Below are 17,014 nucleotides of genomic sequence, written 5' to 3' on the forward strand. Positions count from 1 at the left end.
TGATGTGGTCGGATGAGGAACCGCGCGACGTCGAGATGTCCACGTTCACGAAGATCATGATGCTCATGGCCTATCGATCCATGATGTACCGGCCGGAAATGTTCCGAGATAGCCAGGACGAGTTCATTCGTGAATGGTTCGCGGCATGCCGCGCGACATGGGAAAGGGCGAGGGCCAGCGGCCTCCGGTGGATCGGCTTCGCGCCGTCACGCACCGATCCCGCGAACCTCGCGCTGCTCCTCGAAGCCGAGAGGATCGAGTTCTCGGACATGTAGCCTGCGGGTGATCCCGAAAGCCTCCTGCTCGACGACGTTCAGGACCTGGTGGGGAGGAGACTCCCAGCGGCTCGGATCGGGCACGGCGCTGGACGCCAGGTACGTGCTGTGATCGCGCGGCGGCGAGGCCATCGTGGTAAGGAGCTGTGGACCGCTCGGCGCGCCCGTTTTAATGCACGGCGGCCGCCGTGCCGGCTATCGAGAGCGGCGGCTTCAACACGGGGCGGCGTCGAGCCGCATGTCTACGGGAGGACTTATGCAAGTGATCGTCGCGGGCGGTGGGATCGGCGGCCTGGCCGCGGCGCTGGCGCTGCACGCCGCGGGTCATGAGGTGACGGTGTTCGAGGCGGCGCCCACCATCCTGCCGCTCGGGGTCGGCATCAACCTCCTGCCCCACGCCGCCGAGGTGCTGGGCGAGCTGGGTCTTCTCGAGGCCCTGCTGGCCCAGAGTGTGGCGACCCGCGAGCTCATCTATTTCAACCGCTTCGGCCAGCGCATCTGGGACGAGCCCCGCGGCCGCTTCGCGGGTCATGCCACGCCGCAGCTCTCCCTCCACCGCGGCGCCCTCCAAGGCGTGCTGTTCGACGCCGCCGTCGAGCGGCTGGGCCCCGACCGGGTGCTCTGCGATCGGCGCCTCGCGGGCCACGAAGAGGGCAACGGCCGCATCGTGGCGCGCTTCCTCAACCGCGAGGGCGCGGCGTGGAAGGTCTCCGCCGATCTCCTGATCTGCGCCGACGGCATCCACTCGGCGGCGCGCGCCGGCCTCTATCCGGACGAGGGGCCGCCGATCTACGGCGGTCACATCCTCTGGCGGGGGACCAGCCTGGCGATGCCCTTCCTCACCGGCGCCAGCATGATCATTGCCGGGCATCAGGACCAGAAGTTCGTCGTCTATCCGATTTCCCCACCGGGGCCGGACGGCCGCCAGAGGATCAACTGGGCCGCCGATCTCGCGTTCGCCAGGAGCCTGCGACGCGAGGACTGGAACCGGCGGGGCGACCCCGCCGACTTCCTGCCCAGGTTCGAGGACTGGCGCTTCGGCTGGCTGGATGTGCCCGACCTGATCCGCAGCGCCGAGGCGATCTACGAGTTCCCGCTGGTCGACCGCGATCCGCTGCCGCGCTGGAGCCATGGGCGCATGACGCTGCTCGGCGACGCCGCCCATCCCATGTATCCGAACGGCTCCAACGGGGCGAGCCAGGCCATCCTGGACGCCCGCGCCCTGGTCCGCGCGCTCGCCGCCCACGCTGATCCGGTGGAAGCGCTGGCCGCCTACGAGGCCGAGCGCCTGCCCGCCACCGCCGCCATCGTCGCGGCCAATCGCCGCAGCGGTCCGGAGCAGTGCTTGCAGATCGCCTATGAGCGCGCGCCCGACGGCTTCGACCGCATCGAGGACGTCTTCGCCCCCGGCGAGCTGGAGGCCATCGCCGCCCGCTACAGGGTGCTGACCGGCCTGAAGCGCGCCTCGGAGCCCCTCGCGCCGGCGTGAACCAGGCGCCGAGCGCTCAGACCTGCGCCATGCCGCCGTCGACGAAGAGCTCGGTTCCGTTGATGAAGCTGCTGTCCTCGGAGGCGAGGAAGACGGCGGCCTTGGCCACCTCTTCCGGCAAGCGCCGCCCTGCGAGAGGCGGCGATCGCAGGGCTGGGCGTGGCGTTGTTGCCCGATCACATCGCTGCGGCGGACTTGAGGGCTGGCAAGCTCGTCCGCGTCTTCCCCGAGTGGTACGTGACCGAGGGCATCGTCCACATCGTGTTCACCTCGCGCCGCGGCTTACCGCCCTCGGTCCGGGCGCTGATCGAGCACCTCGCGAGCCACATCCATGACGACGTGATGAAGGACGGTATCGACCGAGGATGCTGTCGCCCTGAGCTTCCGTCTTCGCTCGACAGAAGCCTCAGAAGGTGAATGTCTGGGCCCTGAGAACATCGGGGCTCTGCGTGTGGCTGCGTGTGGCTGCGTGAGGCTGCGTCTCGCCTGCCGGCCTGGCAGAACCAATTGACCCGCGGCAAGCTCGGGAGTAGGATGAGCCCACCATGCCGTCTGTCCACCTGACGCGCCATCTCTTCACCTTCTTCCCGCACCTCGAAGGTCAACACCTCCTCGTCGAGGCGTCGACGGCAGGCGAGGTCGTGGCGGCCCTGGAGAGGCTCGCGCCCGGCATCGGCTTCTACATCTGCGACGAGCGCGGCCGCTTGCGGACGCACGTCAACATCTTCGTCGGCAAGCAGATGATCCGCGACCGCAAGGGACTCACAGACGCGGTCGCTGCCGACGACGAGGTCCACATTCTGCAAGCGTTGAGCGGAGGGTGAAATGGCAAGCCGTATCCTGGTAGGCACGCGAAAAGGCACGTTCATCGTCGAGAAAAAGAACGGCTCGTGGAAGCCGCGCCTCGCGGGCCACGCCGGCGGCGGCGTCAACTATGTCGCGCGCGATCCCTACACGGGCAAGCTCTGGGCGCTGCTCGGCTTCGGCCACTGGGGGGCCAAGCTGTCCGTCTCGACGGATGAAGGCGAGACATGGAATGACAACCCCGCCCAGATCAAGTATCCCGAGGGCGCTCGCTACATCGGCCAGGACATGTACGAGGACGCCGGCAGCGACTTCGGCGTCGGCATCAAGATCGTCACGCGCCCGGCCACGGTACAGAAGCTCTGGATCATCGGCTTCGGCCCGGGCGGCGCGGTCTACGTGGGCACCATTCCGGGTGGCCTGTTCGTCAGCCGCGACGGCGGCGGGTCCTTCGAGCTCAACCGGCCGCTCTGGAACCACGAGTCACGCGGCGGCGACCTGTTCACAGGCGAGGGCAAAGGCGAGACGAAATGGTTTGGCACGCCGGCCTCCGAGGGTGGCGAGTTCGCCCCCGGCATTCACTCCATCGTGGTGGACCCGCGTGACCCGAAGCGGATGCTCATCGCCGTGTCCACGGCGGGCGTCATCGAAACAGCGGACGGTGGAGAGACCTGGCGACCGCGCAACAGCGGCATGCGGCTCGATCACACGCCCGAACCGGACGCCGAGTGGGGCCACGATACGCATTACATCGAGCAATGCGAGGGCGATCCCGACCATATCTGGCAGCAGAATCACGTTGGGATCTACTACAGCAGCGACGGCGCAAAGAGCTGGCGCAAGGTGAGCCGCCCGGAGCAAGGCGTTCATTTCGGCTTCCCCATCACGGCGGACGCGAAGGACGGACGCACGGCGTGGGTCGTCCCCGGGAAATCGGACATGCAGCGAATCACCGTCGACGGCGCGCTCTTCGTGGCTCGCACGAAGGACGGCGGTGAGACCTGGGAGCAGCTCCGCAGGGGTTTGCCCCAGGAGCAAGCCTACGACGTCATCTACCGCCACGCGCTCGCCAACAAAGACGGCACTGTCGCGTTCGGCACCACCACGGGCAATCTCTACGTGAGCGATGACGGCGGAGAGGGCTGGACGACCGTCTCCAATAACCTGCCGCCGATCTATTCGGTACGCATGGCGTGATGGGTTGGTTGGCCAGGGAAAGCGGTATACAGATAGCTCCGCGCAGAAGGCGGAGCTGTCCGCACTGCTGGAGCTGACCGGGGCGTCCGACCTGGCCCGACCGGGCGCGGGCGCGCCGGCCGGCCGGCCGCGGTTGAAAAAACTTCGCGGCCCCCGAACAGTTTCGGCCCCGGCGGCAGTCTTGGAGGGGAGAGGACAAGACTGCCATGAAACTTTACGATTTCGCGTTTTCTCCCAACTGCCGCAAGGTCCGTGCCGTCGCCTACGAGCTCGGCGTCTCGTTCGAGCCGGTCCACGTCGACCTGTTTCAACGAGCCTCGCGCGCGCCCCAATTTCTCGAGCTGAACCCGAACGGGCGCGTCCCGGTGCTGGTGGACGACGACCTGGTGCTCTGGGAGTCGACCGCCATCATGCGTTACCTGGCCGCCAAATGCGGCGGCGGCCTGGTGCCGGCCACGGCGCGCGCCCAGGCCGAGCTGGATCGCTGGCTGGCCTGGCAGCTCGCCCACCTCGGACCGGCCATGACCGCGGTCGCGTTCGAGCGCGTCGTGAAGCGCCTGACCGGCCAGGGGGCGCCCAACGAGGCGGTCATCGCCACCAGCAGCGCCGACTTCGCGCACCTCAGCAAGGTGCTCGATGGGGCGCTGTCCGGGCGCGATTACCTGGCCGGATCGCTCTCGCTCGCCGATTTCGCGCTCGCGTCGCACTACAGCCTGGCGCCCCTGTGCGGGCTCTCGCTGGCCGGGTTTCCGCACCTCGAGTCGTGGCTCACGCGCGTGCTCGGCCGCGATAGCATGCGCCGCGCCCTCGCCGACGCCCAGGCCGCCATGAGGCCCCATGCCGCCTAAAGACGACGCCACGTTCTTGCGATCGGTCGAGCCCCTGCGCGGCGCGATCCGCCTGCATTGCTACCGCATGCTCGGCTCCGCGCACGACAGCGACGACGTGCTGCAGGAGACCTGGCTGCGCGCCTGGCGCGCCAAGGACTCGCTGGAGAACGAGGCGCTGGTCAAGCCGTGGCTCTACCGCATCGCGACCAACGTCTGCCTGGACGAGCTGAAGCGCCGGCCACGGCGCCTGTTTCCGACGGACGCGTTCCCCGCGACGGAGGACGCCAGGCCCCCGCTGCCCCGCGTCGAAGAGCCCGTCTGGCTGGAGCCGATGCCCAGCGCCTGGCTGGAAGGCGTCGAGGAGCGCGACCCCCAGGCGCGCTACGCGCTCAAGGAGAGCGTGGCCTTGGCCTTCGTGGCGGCCCTGCAATGCCTGTCCCCGCTCCAGCGCGCGACGCTGCTGCTCCGCGACGTTGTCGGGCTGTCGGCGGCGGAGACGGCGCAGGCGCTCGCCACGAGCGTGGAGGCAGCGAACAGCGCGTTGTTCCGCGCCCGCAGCGCGATCGGCAGCAAGCTCGGCGGGGCGGAGCCGGTCGACATCGCGACGACCACGCAGGTGGATCCGCGTTTGCTCGAGCAGTACGTGCGCGCCTTCGAGGAGGCGAACCTGGACGCCCTGGTCGCGTTGTTCCACGAAGAGATGCGCACCACCATGCCGCCGGCGCCGACCTGGGTCTCCGGGCGCCCCGCCAACGAGCGCTTCTACCGGATGATGTTCGGCAGCATCGTCCCTCGGCAATTCCTGCACTTGCGCATCGCCGCGAACGGACAACCGGCGTTGGCCTTCTATCGTCCCCGAGCCGCCGGCGCGCCACACACCCTGTCGGCGATTCAGCTCGTCACCACGCGCGACGGCGCGATCGCGACCGTCGACCATTTCATGCTGCCCGAGGTGTACCCGCTGTTCGGCGTGCCGTCGGAGCTGCCCACCTCGTGAGCGAGCCCATGCTGCTACCAGGCGCCGCGCGCGTACCGGCGAGCACGAGCGCCACGAACTCGGCCATCGCGGCGCGCAGCGCGGGCCCGTCGAGGGCCGCTCGCTGCGCGCGCCGCCGAGCCCTCGCGACATCACGACATCAGCGCTGGCGCTTGCATCGATCCGCGGACCTGGCTACGTCATCGTCTCCGTGACTCCCGCCCCCTCGCCCTACGGTGTCCTAGGCCACCTCGACGTCCCCCTCGGCCTCGGCCTGCTCCGGCTGGCCACGGAGGGGCGCCCCTCCGAAGAGGACGCGACCGCCGTCATCCACGTTGCCCTCGATCGAGGCATACGCCTCCTCGACACCGCCGATTCTTACTGCCTCACCGACCGCGAGGCCCACTATGGAGAGCGCCTCGTCCGCAAGGCGCTCGACGCGTGGTCCGGCCCGCGCGACGACGTGCGCGTCATCACCAAGGCGGGCCTCACCCGACCCAAAGGGCGATGGGCCCCGAACGGCGGCCGCGACCACCTGCGCCGCACGGTCGAGGGCAGCCTGAAGGCGCTCGGCGTCTCGCGGATATTCATGCTCCTCCTCCACGTGACCGACCCCAGGACCCCCCTCGAAGAGAGCCTCGCCGCGCTCGCCGAGCTCCAGAAAGAGGGCCTCATCGAGCACCTCGGCCTCAGCAACACCTCCATCGCAGAGGTCCGCCAGGCCCAGCGGCACTTTCCGGTGCGGGCCCTCCAGGAGGAGCTGAGCGTCCTCGATCGCGGCAGCGCAGCCCGAGGCCTCTTCGAGCTCGCCAAGCAAATGGGCATCCCGTTCCTCGCCCACCGGCCGCTCGGCGGTCACGCCAAGGTCGATAGCCTCCTCAAGAACCGCGCGATCAAGCCCATCGCCGCGCGGCACAGCGTCACGTCCCAGGAGGCGGCCCTCGCGGCCCTGCTCGATCTCGGCCCCCCGGTCCTCCCCCTGTTCGGGGCGACCAGGCGGGAGAGCGTCGAGTCCTGCTTGCGCGCGCTCCGGGTCCCCTTTGGCGCGCGCGATCGAGCCGACCTCTCGAAGACCAGCTTTGCGCCCACGGCCGATGTGCTGGCCTCGGTCGCGCCGCCCGTGATCCCCGCCGGTCTGCGCAAGCTCGAGCCCGGAGAGGGCCCCGGCGATGCGCCCGAGGTGGTCGTGATCATGGGAATTCAAGGGGCAGGCAAATCGTCGGAGGTCGCCCGCTACACGGCCAAAGGGTACGCGCGCCTGAACCGCGATGAGCTCGGCGGCACGCTCGACGGCGTGGTCAAAAAGCTCGGAGAGCTGCTCTCCTCGGGGCAGACGCGGGTGGTCCTCGACAATACGTACGGCACGCGCGCGTCGCGTTATGCGGTGCTCCGGATGGCGCACGCGCACGGCGTGCCGGTCCGGTGCCGGTACCTGGCCACGCCCATCAACGAGGCCTACGCGAACGTCGTCCTCCGCGTCCTCGAGCGCTACGGCAAGCTGCTCGGGCCGGAGGACATGAAAGCGCTCGGCAAGGAGGATCCCAACCTGCCGCCGCCGCAGGCGCTCTCGCGGTGGGCTGCGAATTTCGAGGCGCCGCACGTGGATGAGGGCTTCTCGGTGGTCGAGGAGATCCCGTTTGCCCGGCGCGTCGATCCGCTCTTCACGGGCAAGGGCCTGCTCCTCGACGTGGACGGTACGCTGCGAACGACAAAGAGCGGCGAAATCTACCCGCGCGACCCCGACGACGTCGCGCTCCTGCCCGGTCGGCGCGCGGCCCTGGAGCGCTGGATCAACGACGGATACACGCTCTTCTTCGTGTCGAACCAGAGCGGCATCTCGAAAGGATCGGTGACCGAAGAGGCTGTCCTGGCCGCGTTCTCGCGGACGATCGAGCTCCTCGGCCTGCCCGTGGCCGAGGTCGTGTACTGCCCGCACCCGGCGTTTCCGGTCGGCTGCTTCTGCCGCAAGCCCCTGCCGGGGCTCGGGATATCGCTGATCCAGCGCCACAAGCTCGCGCGCGAGCACCTGGTCATGGTCGGCGATATGGAAAGCGACCGGGAGTTCGCGCAAGCGCTCGGGGCGAAGTACATGACGGCCGAGGAGCTCTTCCCAGGCGAGTGAGCGCCCGCGATGACGAGCGTGGGCCCGCCTTCTACCTACGCGCCCGGCTTCTTTTACCTGCGCGCCGAGCGATACGGTCGCGGCCGGTATGGTGACGCGCCTATTTTGAGCTGTTGCTTCACAACTGAACCGGCGCGCCTCAATCCATTGCTGGTCGGGAGGCCATGAGCTAGGGTCGAGTCCCAGTCGCGCCCTTCGCGCGCGCGGAGTCACCGATGACAAGCGCCCGTTGCTCCTCCCTGGTCCTCGCCCTGCTCTCACTCTCGGGTGTTGCTTGTTCGTCGAGCAGCACCCCTCCGTCGGAAGAACCGGGGGTCGCAGGCGCGGGCGGCCAAGCGCAGGCGGGCGCCGGTGGTAACGCCGAGAGCGCGGGCAGCACCCCGGGCGATGGCCAGCCCGGCTCCGCGGGCGCGGGCGGAGCGGGCGCCGCGTCGGGTGGCTCCGATTCCGGCGGTGCCAGCGGCGGCGAGGGCGGCAGCGCGAGTGGCGCGGGCATGGGGGGGGCGAGCGGTGGTGGCGGTCAAGCCGGCGGCAGCGCAGGCGGCGCGACCGGCACGGACGCGGCCAAGAGCGCCGGCTGCGGCAAAGCGAAGACGCTGCAAAACGGCACGATCGACATCTCGTTCGGCGGCGCCTCTCGCAAGTACATCCTTCGCGTGCCGAGCGATTACGACAAGGACAAGCCGTATCGGCTCGTGTTCGCCTTCGCGGAGTCCGGCTCCTCCGCCATGTCGGTGGCGAACCGGAACTACTTCACGATGGCGACGCTCGACGCTGGAGCTACCACCATCTTCGTCGCGCCGGACGCCGCGAACGGCGCCGGTTCCTGGAGCAAGTCGGACGTGGAGCTGACGGACGCGATCCTGGAGGAGCTCGAGGGAGATCTCTGCATCGACAAGACTCGGATCTTCGCCACCGGCTTCAGCTTCGGGGGAGCGATGTCGCTGGCTCTCGCCTGCACCCGCGCGGACGTGTTCCGAGGCGTCGCCTTCTTTTCGGGCGCAGATCTCACGGGCTCCTGCACGGCGACGTTGACCAAGCCGATCGCCTACTACGCGTCGCAAGCCAGCGGTGACAGCAGCGGCCCCCCCATGCCGACCAGCGGTCGCGTCAAACAAGCCGAATTCGCGAAGGTCAACGGCTGCATGGAGGAGCCGTCGGCGACCACCTTCCCGGCAGCTGGCCAGCCCCACACGTGTACCGAGTACAAGGGCTGCTCCGCAGGTCACCCCACCAAGTACTGCGTGTTCGACGGCCCGCACGGCTGGGAGCCGAAGGACCCCGGGCAATCGACGAGCTGGAACGCCCCCGAGGCGTGGAAATTCATCACGCAATTCTGATCTCGAGTCGAGGACTGCGTCGGGCGCAACGACGATGGGGAGGCGCTCCGTGGCCCGCCGCCTGTACCAGTCGACCAGTGCCGGCGTCCGTCGACATCAAGAGCTGTCCGTAACGAAGCGAGCGGTTGGAAGCGAACCTCGTCCAAACGCAGCGGAATTTTCGAACGTCTCGCGTCATCCCGCTTTTACTTGATCGTTTAGTCGCAGCAGCTGCACAGTTGCAGGTATGCGTATCGTTTCCTTCAGCGTGCTCGCGTTCGCATTCGCCTGCTCCAGCTCACCAGACGAGCCCGGCGGCTCAGGAGGCGCAGGGGGCGCCGCCGCGGGCGCCCCGAGCACGAGCGGCACTGGCGGCGTCACCCAACCAAACGGAGGCGCGACGGGCCCCGGCGGCGATGCGACGAATGGCGGCGCAACGACAGGAGGAGACGCGATGGGCGGAGCGTCGACGGGCGGCGAGCCAGCCGGCGGCTCCTCGGAAAGCGCGGGCACAGCGAGCGGCGGAGCGTCGGCAGGAGCTGGCGGAGCGGATGGCGGAGCCGGCGGGGCGAGCGGCGGAGCCGGCGGAGCGAGCGGCGGAACCGGCGGCGGCGGGGCCTGCGTCAAGAACCTCGCCTGCAAGCTGGACCCACCGCCGAGCACCGGCGACCTCGCGCAAGACTGCGTCAATCGCATCAACCAGTTCCTCACGCAGTGCGCTTGCCTGCCGGCGCTCAAGCGCCGCGAAGACGGCGAAGCCTGCGCCAACGAGATGGCGAAATACGACGCCGATCACAACATGGCTCACGCCGGCATCCAAGCAAAAATCTGTCAGCCCGGCGGCGCGCAAAACTCCTGCCCTGGCTACTCCTCCAACAAGCAAGTCATCGGCCTGTGCATGCAACAGATGTGGGACGAAGGCCCGCCACCCACCGCAAACTGCACCGGCGACTGCTACGAAACGCACGGCCACTTCATCAACATGACCGACGACTCCGTCACCCAAGTCGCCTGCGGCTTCTACACGACGAGCAGCGGCAAAGTCTGGGCCGTCCAAAACTTCACGCGCTGAGAGCGCGGGTGGGCCCCGCGCCCGAGATCGAGGGCGGCGTCCTCGCGCTGATCGCGCGCCGGCGCGGCCCACGCGCCGTCCGGCGAGAGGGCGACGCCGGCGGGAAGTCGCGGAGGCCGCGGCGGGCGGTGTAGTCGTAGCGGAGGAAGACCAACCCCGAGGCGCGCGGCGAGGTGTCGGCTGGGCTCGGGACGTCGAACAGGAACGTCCCTTCCACGCCGAGCGAGGCGCGGTGCCCGCGGGCGAGCCAGCTCCAGAACGTGAGCCCCGCGGTGAACGCGTCGCGCAGGAAGGCCTCGTCGCGCATCTCGTTCACCGGCCGGTAGCTCGCGAGCCAGCCGAGCTGGATCCACGGCCACAGGCCCCGGCCGGGGAGCAGGTCGAGGTCGAGCGTCGCGTCGATGCGGTCGAGCGCCGACGGCACCGGGCTCAGCTCTACGTGAGCGATGACGGCGGAGAAGGCTGGACGACCGTCGCCAATAACCTGCCGCCGATCTATTCAGTACGCATGGCGTGATAGGTTGCCTGGAGGTCACGGGGCGCAAGCGAGCGGCGCCGCGGCCCGCGCCCGCACCGCCTCCCCCCCCCGTGAACGGCCGCCGGGAATATCTATTGATACCAGCTCTCGACGATGGCAATGTCGACGGCATCCATGAAAGCAGCGTTCATTCCCCTGGCGCTCGCCGGAGCGTTGTCCGCTTGTCAGCCGAATCGACCCGATGGTCCCGAAAAGCTGAAGGCAGTCGTCGTGTCGTATTTCGACTGCGTCACCCGGAGGGACTTCGCACGAATGAAGACCTTGACGACGCCCGACTTTGTCATCTACGAAAACGGAAAGATCATCGACAACGACGGACTGATCACGATCATCAACGGATCCCCGATAGCCAAAGCCACCTTTTCATTGGACGATGTCAAGATCGACGTCGACAACAACTCAGGGAGCATGATCTACATCAACCACGGCAAGTTCACGCAGAACGACGCGAGCACCATGACACGCGACTTTCTGGAGAGCGCGATCTTCAAGAAGGTTGGGAATGAATGGAAGCTGCACTTCGTGCATTCAACGGTGAAGAAATAGACGCGAGCTCAATCGGCGCACATGAGCCGATCGATGATCTCGAAGGTATCCAGAAGAGTGGAATCGAGAGCTTGCTGAGTGTCATGCTCGTGCGTTCCCGCTCGACTTGTTCACTTTCAATGGTTCTTGCGGTTTGGTCGATGTCGCACGATCGCACAGATCTGCGGCTCGTTGGGTATCACTGCAGCCGCCTGTGGCGGCCTGCGCTACGAGCCGGTCAATCCGCGGGGGACGCGGCGCACGCGTGCTGCGGCGAGAGGGCGCGCGCCCGGGCCGGCAGGGCAACCTGCTTCACGGCTCTTCCCACGAGGGCTCGACGGCGGGTCGCTCGCGCTCGATGATGCGCCCACTCCCCTCCTCCTGCCGGTCGCGGAACGGCGTCGACGCCGGCGGGAAGTCGCGGAGGCCGCGGCGGGCGGTGTAGTCGTAGCGGAGGAAGACCAGCCCCGAGACGCGCGGCGAGGCGCGCGGCGAGGCCTCGGCCGGGCTCGGGAGGTCGAACAGGAACGTCCCCTCCGCGCCGAGCGAGACCCGGTGCCCGCGCGCGAGCCAGCTCCAGAACGTGAGCCCCGCGGTGAACGCGTCGCGCAGGAAGGCCTCGTCGCGCGTCTCGTTCACCGGCCGGTAGCTCGCGAGCCAGCCGAGCTGGATCCATGGCCACAGCCCCCGGCCGGGGAGCACGTCGAGGTCGAGCGTCGCGTCGATGCGGTCGAGCGCCGATGGCACCGGGCTCAGGCGCAGCGACGTGCCCGCCGTGACGAGCGCGTCGACGAACGGACGGTACCGCAGGCGCGCCCCGAGCGAGGCCTGCGTGTCGTGCGTGGCGCCGTAGGGCGTGTAGACGTCCTTGTCGGCGCCGACGAAGCCCCTCAGCGACTCGTCCACCATGAGCCACGTGAAGCCCGCCCACGGCGAGAGCGTGAGCTCGCCGAGCGGGATGGACCAGAACGCGCTCGCGCTCGCCCTGGCGCCCATGGCGTCGCTGGCGTCCGGCTGGAACACCACGCGGCCGCTCAGCGAACCGCCGGGGACCCAGCCGCTCGAGCTCAGGTCGAAGCGCGCCTCCGCGCCGAAGCTCTCCGGCCCGTCGCGCAGGCGCCCGAACCCCGCGGCCGCGATCCAGGCGCGCCGCTCGATCAGCTCGCGGTGCACGTCGAGGCCGAGCTCGAGGAAGCGGACCGGAAGACGGGCGTCCTCCTCGGCGAGCTCGCTGTCGACGAGGCGCGCGTAGCCGCCGACGGAGAGCGGCCCCGGGTCCGGGTCCTCTCCCACCGGGGGCGCCGGACGAAGCGGCTCGTCCGCGGGAGCGATCGGCGCGGGCAGCGGCGGCGGCGCGGGCGGCGGCACGCGGGGACGGGGCGCGCCGTTCGCGACGGCGAGCTCGACGCGGAGCAGCGCCCGGCCGCCGGGCGAGGCGACGCGCAGCACATGCGGGCCCTCGGGGAGGACGGCGACGCGGGACTCGACCTCGCCGCCGAGCCAGAAGAACGGCGCGCGCGTGACGCCGAGGCGGCGCGCGGCGCGGTCCTCCGAGGCGTCGAGCGCGAGGGTCCCCTCCCCCACCGCGCCGCCGCCGGCCTCGCCGCCGACGCCGTCGAGCGGCGCCACCGAGAAGCGCAGCTGGCCGGAGGGCGCGGCCGCGGCGACCTCGGGACGGCAAGCCGGATCCCCGCCGTCCGCGGGCGCGGCGCGCGCGCGGGGCGACGCGCACTCGTAGGCGGCGCGGGCGCGGATGCGCACGACGGTCGGGCCGACGAACGCGAGCTCCAGGGGGCGCGCGGGGTCGATGTCGTTCCATGTCGACAGGACGCGGCCCGAGAAGGGCTGCGCCGCGCCGGCCGCGGTCGCGCGGATCCAGCCGAGGACGCTCCGGTCCGCCGGAGGCCGCGCCTCGATGCGGTGGCTGCCCCGCGGCACCTGCACGACGCAGCGGTCGGCCATCGGCGCGGAAGCCGGCGAGCACGCGACCGGCTCGCCGTCGAGCGCGATCGAGAACGCGCAGGGGGTCTCCTCGCGGTCGAGCGCCCGGCAGACGCCGTCGAGCGCGATCGCGCCCGGCGCGGCGCGGTCGAGCCGGAACTCGGCGCGCGCGCCGTCGGTGATGAGGAGCGACGCCTCCGGCGCATCGACGAGCGCGCGCCGCACCCGCACGCGGAGCGGCAGATCGCGATCGGCCCTGGCCCGGATCTCGAGCGTGGCCGTACCGGCCGTGGCGTCGGCGCGCGGCGGCACGGTCCAGCCGGTCACCGGCGCCAGCCGCGCGAGGGCGGCCGGCGGGAGCTGGACAGGCGGCGGCGCGGCGCCGGCGGGAGGAGCGACGGCCGGGCGCTGCGGGGCGCTCCCCGAGGCTGCGGGCGCGGCGCCCTGCTGACCGGCGGAGGCCTCGCGGGCGGCCTCCTGCACGGCGAGCTCGGCGAGCACGAGGGCGCGCAGCGTGAGCCGTCGATCGGGCGCCGGGGCGGCGGAAGCCACGTCGGTGGCCAGGTTCGCGGCCCGGGCGAGCGCCGCGGCGGACCGGTGGGCGAGCCCGATCCGGGTGAAGGCGTCGGCGGCGAGCTGCACCTCGCCGGAGCGCTCGGCGAGGAGGCCGAGCAGCAGCGCGTCCGCGCCGGAGCTGTCGCCCGCAGGGCCCGCGAGCAGCGCGACGCCGCGCCGCGGGTCGACGCTGAGGCGCGCGGCGCGCGCGGCCGCGAGGGGCGCGCGGTCGTCGGGCAGCGGGAGCGGCGGCACGCGCGCGGGCAGGCCGAGCGGGACCGCCACCGGGCTGCCCGGCGGCAGGGTGAAGACGGTGCTCGGCGGCGCGCCCGCGGTCGACGCGCCGGGCAGGTGCGCCGCGTCCCAGGGATCCTCCTCGGCGGGGCGGTCGAGCGCGGCGAGCGCCGGGAAGCCGAGGGCGTCGAGCGCCGCGGCGCGCTGCGCGTGGAGCGCGGCGCGGGCAGGCGAGGGCGCGGCGCGGAGGGCGCGTGTGGCGCCGCGGATCTGCTCGAGCGTGCCGTCGACGGGCGCGCCGTCCGGCGGGCGCACCGGCGTGACGGCGCGCGGGGCGCCGGGCGCGGCGGGGTGCAGGCGCACCGAGGCGCGGAGCAGCGTCGGCGCATCGGTCTCGACGCGCAGCTCATGCGCGCCGGCGGGGACCGGGACCTCGATCGAGCCCGTGGCGCCGGCGCGCACCCAGGCCTCGTGGACGGCGGCGCCTGCGCGCACGCGGAGCACACGTGCGGGGCCGTCCGCCGGGGGCGGCGCGCCTCGCGCTCCGGGCGCCGGCGCCGCTGCTCCGGGCGCCGGCGCAGCGGCGCCTTGCGCTCCAGGCGCCGGCGCAGCGGCGCCTTGCGCTCCGGACGCCAGCGCCGCCTCGCCCGCCACGGCGGGCGGCGCGAGGACGACGCGGGCCAGCGTGGCGCGCTCCGGGTCGGGGAGCGCGAAGGTCGCGGAGCCATCGACCCAGGCCCACTGCACGATCTCGCGCAGGGACGCGCACGGCGCGCGCCCGCTGCGCGGGATGCGCGCGAGCACCGGCGGAGCGCCCGCCGGCCGCTGGAACGTGCGCGCCCCGGGCGCCACGGCGACGACCGACGTGAGCCCGGCGCCGCCGTGCACCGCGGCCGGCGCGCCGTCGATGAGCACCGGCGACTCGGGGACCACCTGGTTCGAGGCGCTCCGCAGGAGCACCCGCGCGTGGGCCCCCGGCGGCGCTTCGACGTCGATCTGCGCGCGCGCGGCGTCGAGGAGCGTCCAGCGGAGCCCGGACTCCGCGTCCACCTCGCAGAGGCCGTCCGCGGCGGCGCGCCCCGGTGTGCCGCCTCCCGCCGGCGACAGCACGTCGCGAGGCGGCGCGATCGCGCTCCACGCGGCCACGCCGTCGGGGATGTCGAGCGCGTCCCACGGGGCCTCGCGCGCCCAGGCGGTGCGCGCGAGCGGCGCCGCGCTCTCGACGTCGCCATGGGCGAGCGCATAGCGCTCCGCGAGCGGCGCCCCCGCTGGCCGGCGGCCATCGCGCGGCGGCGACATCGCCGCGCCCAGCGCGGACACGGCCGCGACGTCGTCCGGGTGCGCGCGGGCTCCGGCGGGCTCGCGCGGCGCCGCGGCCCCGGGCTGAGCGGGCACGGGTCCAGCAGGCCAGGACCAGGGCGCGTCCGCGGCGCCCGGGTCCGCGTGCGCCGCGGCGAGCCGCGCGAGGATGGCGCGCTGGAGCGACGTGGCGCCCGCCGCCGCGCGGCCCTGCGCCGCCGCATCACCTCGCGCCGCGACCGACGCCTGCGCCGCCGTGTAGGCTTGCGCCGCGCGCGCGAACGCCGCGCCGGAGGAGGGCGCCCACCGCACCGACTCGGCGAGGAGGAGCGCCCGGAGCGGCGGCGGCACGGCCGGCCGCGCGGCGAGGTCGAGCGCGGCCTTCGCGGCGTCCGGCGCGGCGGCCCGGTCTGCGGCGGCGAGGAGCCGCGGCGCCTCGGCGTGGACCGGCGCGCGATCGCCGTCGCCGGCCTGATCGCGTCGCGCCGCGCGCTCGAGCAGGCCGGCGCGGTCGCGCTGCGGCGCGAGGAGCTCGGCGACGCTGGTGCGTTGCTGGTAGCCGCTGGCGGCGACGGCGAGCTCCCCCTCGACGACGTCGACGGTCGCCGCGCGCGCATCGACCGGCAGCGGCACCCGGATCCACCGCGGCTCGCTCCAGCGCGCGGCGTCCGCGAGGCGCGACCCGGTGCGCACGACGAGCTCCCGGACGACGGCGCCGCCGGCGCGCACCACGACGCGCGTGGTCCCGTAGGTGCGCGCCCGGAGGGCGATGCGCAGCACGTCCGCGCCGGGCGCGCGGAGCTCGAGCCGCGCCCCGGCGCCGAGCGAGCGCCATGGCGTGGCGCGCTCGACGGCCGGGAGGTCGGGGCCTTCGCGGCCTCCGCGCAGCTCGACGCCGCGCGCCCCGAAGTACGGCTCGACGAGCGGCCGGAGGAGCAGCGACTCCTCGAGATAGCGCGCGGTGAGCCATGCGGCCGCGGCCGGGGCGAGTCGCGCGGCGGCCGGATCGAGGCGCGCGGAGGGCGCGCCCGCCGCGGCCGGGGCGGTGAGCGCCGCGCGCGCGGCGTCGACCCAGCGGAGCAGCGCGCCCGCCTCGCCCGGCGCGGTGGCCGGCGCGGGCGCGCGGCCGCCGAGCCATGCGGCGACGTCCTCGTCGAGGCGGTACCAGGCCAGCGGCGCGCGCTCCCGTGCGGCGACGCGCACGGCGACCGGCGTGCTCCCGGCGCCGCGCGTGGCGGCCGCGCGCACGACGACGAAGCGCGCGCTCGACCACGTCGGCACCGCGACGTCGCGCGCGCCGGCCCTGGCGGGAGGCAGCGGCATCCAGGTGATCACATCGGGCGCGCTCCCGACGCCGGAGCCGAGGCCGATCCCCGCGACGTCGCCGCGCACCTCCAGCCGGTCGCCTGGCTCCACGGGCACGAGGAGCAGCTGCCCCGCGGCGAGCGCGACGGGCGCGGTGGGGTCGACCGCGGCGGGCGCGGCGCGCGCCTCGTCCGGAGCGGGGGCCCCCTGCTGCGGGCCGTTGCTCCACGGCGCGACGCCGGCGCTGCCCGGCGCCACCCAGACGAGCGGCTCTGCGGCGGCGGCTTCGCGTGCCGCCGGGACGCCGTGGGCGACGCCGAACGCGAGCACGAGCGCCGCGGCGAGCAGCGCGCGGCGGGCGGCGGCCCCGGGGAAGGCGTCGAGATCCACGGCGATTACCCTTGCACCATGCCCACTTACGCCCCGCGCCGTGACCTACCGGGCTACCCGATTTCCGGGTTCGAGCGCAAGCGTGCGATCGGCGAGGGGGAGCCGCGGCTCTCGCCGGGGCGGTGTCTGCCGAGGCTGCCGCT

The 17,014-nt window shown here is 72.3% G+C and carries 13 protein-coding genes and 1 pseudogene; 11 read left to right on the forward strand and 3 right to left on the reverse strand.

What is annotated here, in order from left to right; translation table 11 throughout:
• The first annotated feature begins 2 nt into the window (after window positions 1-2).
• Together WME95_RS41180 and WME95_RS41185 are read left to right on the forward strand one after the other, a co-directional pair.
• On the forward strand, window positions 3-275 hold the full coding sequence (locus tag WME95_RS41180) for a hypothetical protein (protein ID WP_437904727.1): 273 nt from the start codon (window positions 3-5) through the stop codon (window positions 273-275).
• 256 nt (window positions 276-531) lie between these two features.
• Window positions 532-1,764 (forward strand): flavin-dependent oxidoreductase, encoded by a 1,233-nt coding sequence (locus tag WME95_RS41185; protein ID WP_437911083.1) that lies wholly within the window; start codon window positions 532-534, stop codon window positions 1,762-1,764.
• A 16-nt stretch (window positions 1,765-1,780) separates the two neighbouring features.
• Here the strand turns inward: WME95_RS41185 and WME95_RS41190 are convergent.
• Window positions 1,781-1,882 (reverse strand): annotated as a pseudogene (locus WME95_RS41190) (SDR family oxidoreductase); the annotation flags it as partial.
• Between the two features lie 41 nt (window positions 1,883-1,923).
• Here WME95_RS41190 and WME95_RS41195 point away from each other — a divergent pair.
• The 8 genes from WME95_RS41195 to WME95_RS41230 all read left to right on the forward strand — a co-directional run bounded on the left by WME95_RS41195 (window position 1,924) and on the right by WME95_RS41230 (window position 10,084).
• The gene (locus WME95_RS41195; RefSeq protein ID WP_437904728.1) at window positions 1,924-2,181 is read left to right on the forward strand and encodes a LysR substrate-binding domain-containing protein; all 258 of its coding nucleotides are present in this window, start codon (window positions 1,924-1,926) and stop codon (window positions 2,179-2,181) included.
• Between the two features lie 128 nt (window positions 2,182-2,309).
• The gene (locus WME95_RS41200; RefSeq protein WP_437545718.1) at window positions 2,310-2,588 is read left to right on the forward strand and encodes a MoaD/ThiS family protein; all 279 of its coding nucleotides are present in this window, start codon (window positions 2,310-2,312) and stop codon (window positions 2,586-2,588) included.
• A gap of 1 nt (window position 2,589) precedes the next feature.
• The gene (locus tag WME95_RS41205; protein ID WP_437904729.1) at window positions 2,590-3,765 is read left to right on the forward strand and encodes a WD40/YVTN/BNR-like repeat-containing protein; all 1,176 of its coding nucleotides are present in this window, start codon (window positions 2,590-2,592) and stop codon (window positions 3,763-3,765) included.
• Between the two features lie 206 nt (window positions 3,766-3,971).
• A complete protein-coding gene (locus WME95_RS41210; protein ID WP_437904730.1) occupies window positions 3,972-4,613 on the forward strand; it encodes a glutathione S-transferase family protein in 642 nt (213 codons plus the stop codon).
• On the forward strand, window positions 4,603-5,592 hold the full coding sequence (locus tag WME95_RS41215) for an RNA polymerase subunit sigma-70 (protein ID WP_437904731.1): 990 nt from the start codon (window positions 4,603-4,605) through the stop codon (window positions 5,590-5,592). Before WME95_RS41210 ends, WME95_RS41215 begins: the two co-directional genes overlap by 11 nt.
• 190 nt (window positions 5,593-5,782) lie before the next feature.
• Window positions 5,783-7,693 carry an aldo/keto reductase gene (locus tag WME95_RS41220; RefSeq protein ID WP_437904732.1) on the forward strand — a complete coding sequence of 637 codons (1,911 nt, stop codon included), beginning with the start codon at window positions 5,783-5,785 and terminating at the stop codon, window positions 7,691-7,693.
• Window positions 7,694-7,908: 215 nt separating this feature from the next.
• A complete protein-coding gene (locus WME95_RS41225; RefSeq protein ID WP_437904733.1) occupies window positions 7,909-9,033 on the forward strand; it encodes an alpha/beta hydrolase family esterase in 1,125 nt (374 codons plus the stop codon).
• Between the two features lie 433 nt (window positions 9,034-9,466).
• Entirely contained in the window at window positions 9,467-10,084 is a 618-nt protein-coding gene (locus WME95_RS41230; protein WP_437904734.1) for a CAP domain-containing protein, read from the forward strand.
• On the opposite strand, the gene WME95_RS41235 is transcribed toward WME95_RS41230, so the two are convergent.
• Window positions 10,074-10,508 carry a hypothetical protein gene (locus tag WME95_RS41235; protein ID WP_437904735.1) on the reverse strand — a complete coding sequence of 145 codons (435 nt, stop codon included), beginning with the start codon at window positions 10,506-10,508 and terminating at the stop codon, window positions 10,074-10,076. The two genes, WME95_RS41230 and WME95_RS41235, sit on opposite strands and share 11 nt — an antisense overlap.
• A 228-nt stretch (window positions 10,509-10,736) precedes the next feature.
• Here WME95_RS41235 and WME95_RS41240 point away from each other — a divergent pair, with 228 nt between their 5' ends.
• Window positions 10,737-11,168 carry a nuclear transport factor 2 family protein gene (locus WME95_RS41240; RefSeq protein WP_437904736.1) on the forward strand — a complete coding sequence of 144 codons (432 nt, stop codon included), beginning with the start codon at window positions 10,737-10,739 and terminating at the stop codon, window positions 11,166-11,168.
• A gap of 291 nt (window positions 11,169-11,459) precedes the next feature.
• On the opposite strand, the gene WME95_RS41245 is transcribed toward WME95_RS41240, so the two are convergent.
• Window positions 11,460-16,871, reverse strand: coding sequence for a hypothetical protein (locus WME95_RS41245; protein ID WP_437904737.1), 5,412 nt, complete (start codon window positions 16,869-16,871; stop codon window positions 11,460-11,462).
• Between the last annotated feature and the right edge of the window lie 143 nt (window positions 16,872-17,014).

This window comes from Sorangium sp. So ce327, from assembly GCF_051530205.1.
Taxonomy (GTDB): domain Bacteria; phylum Myxococcota_A; class Polyangia; order Polyangiales; family Polyangiaceae; genus Sorangium; species Sorangium cellulosum_B.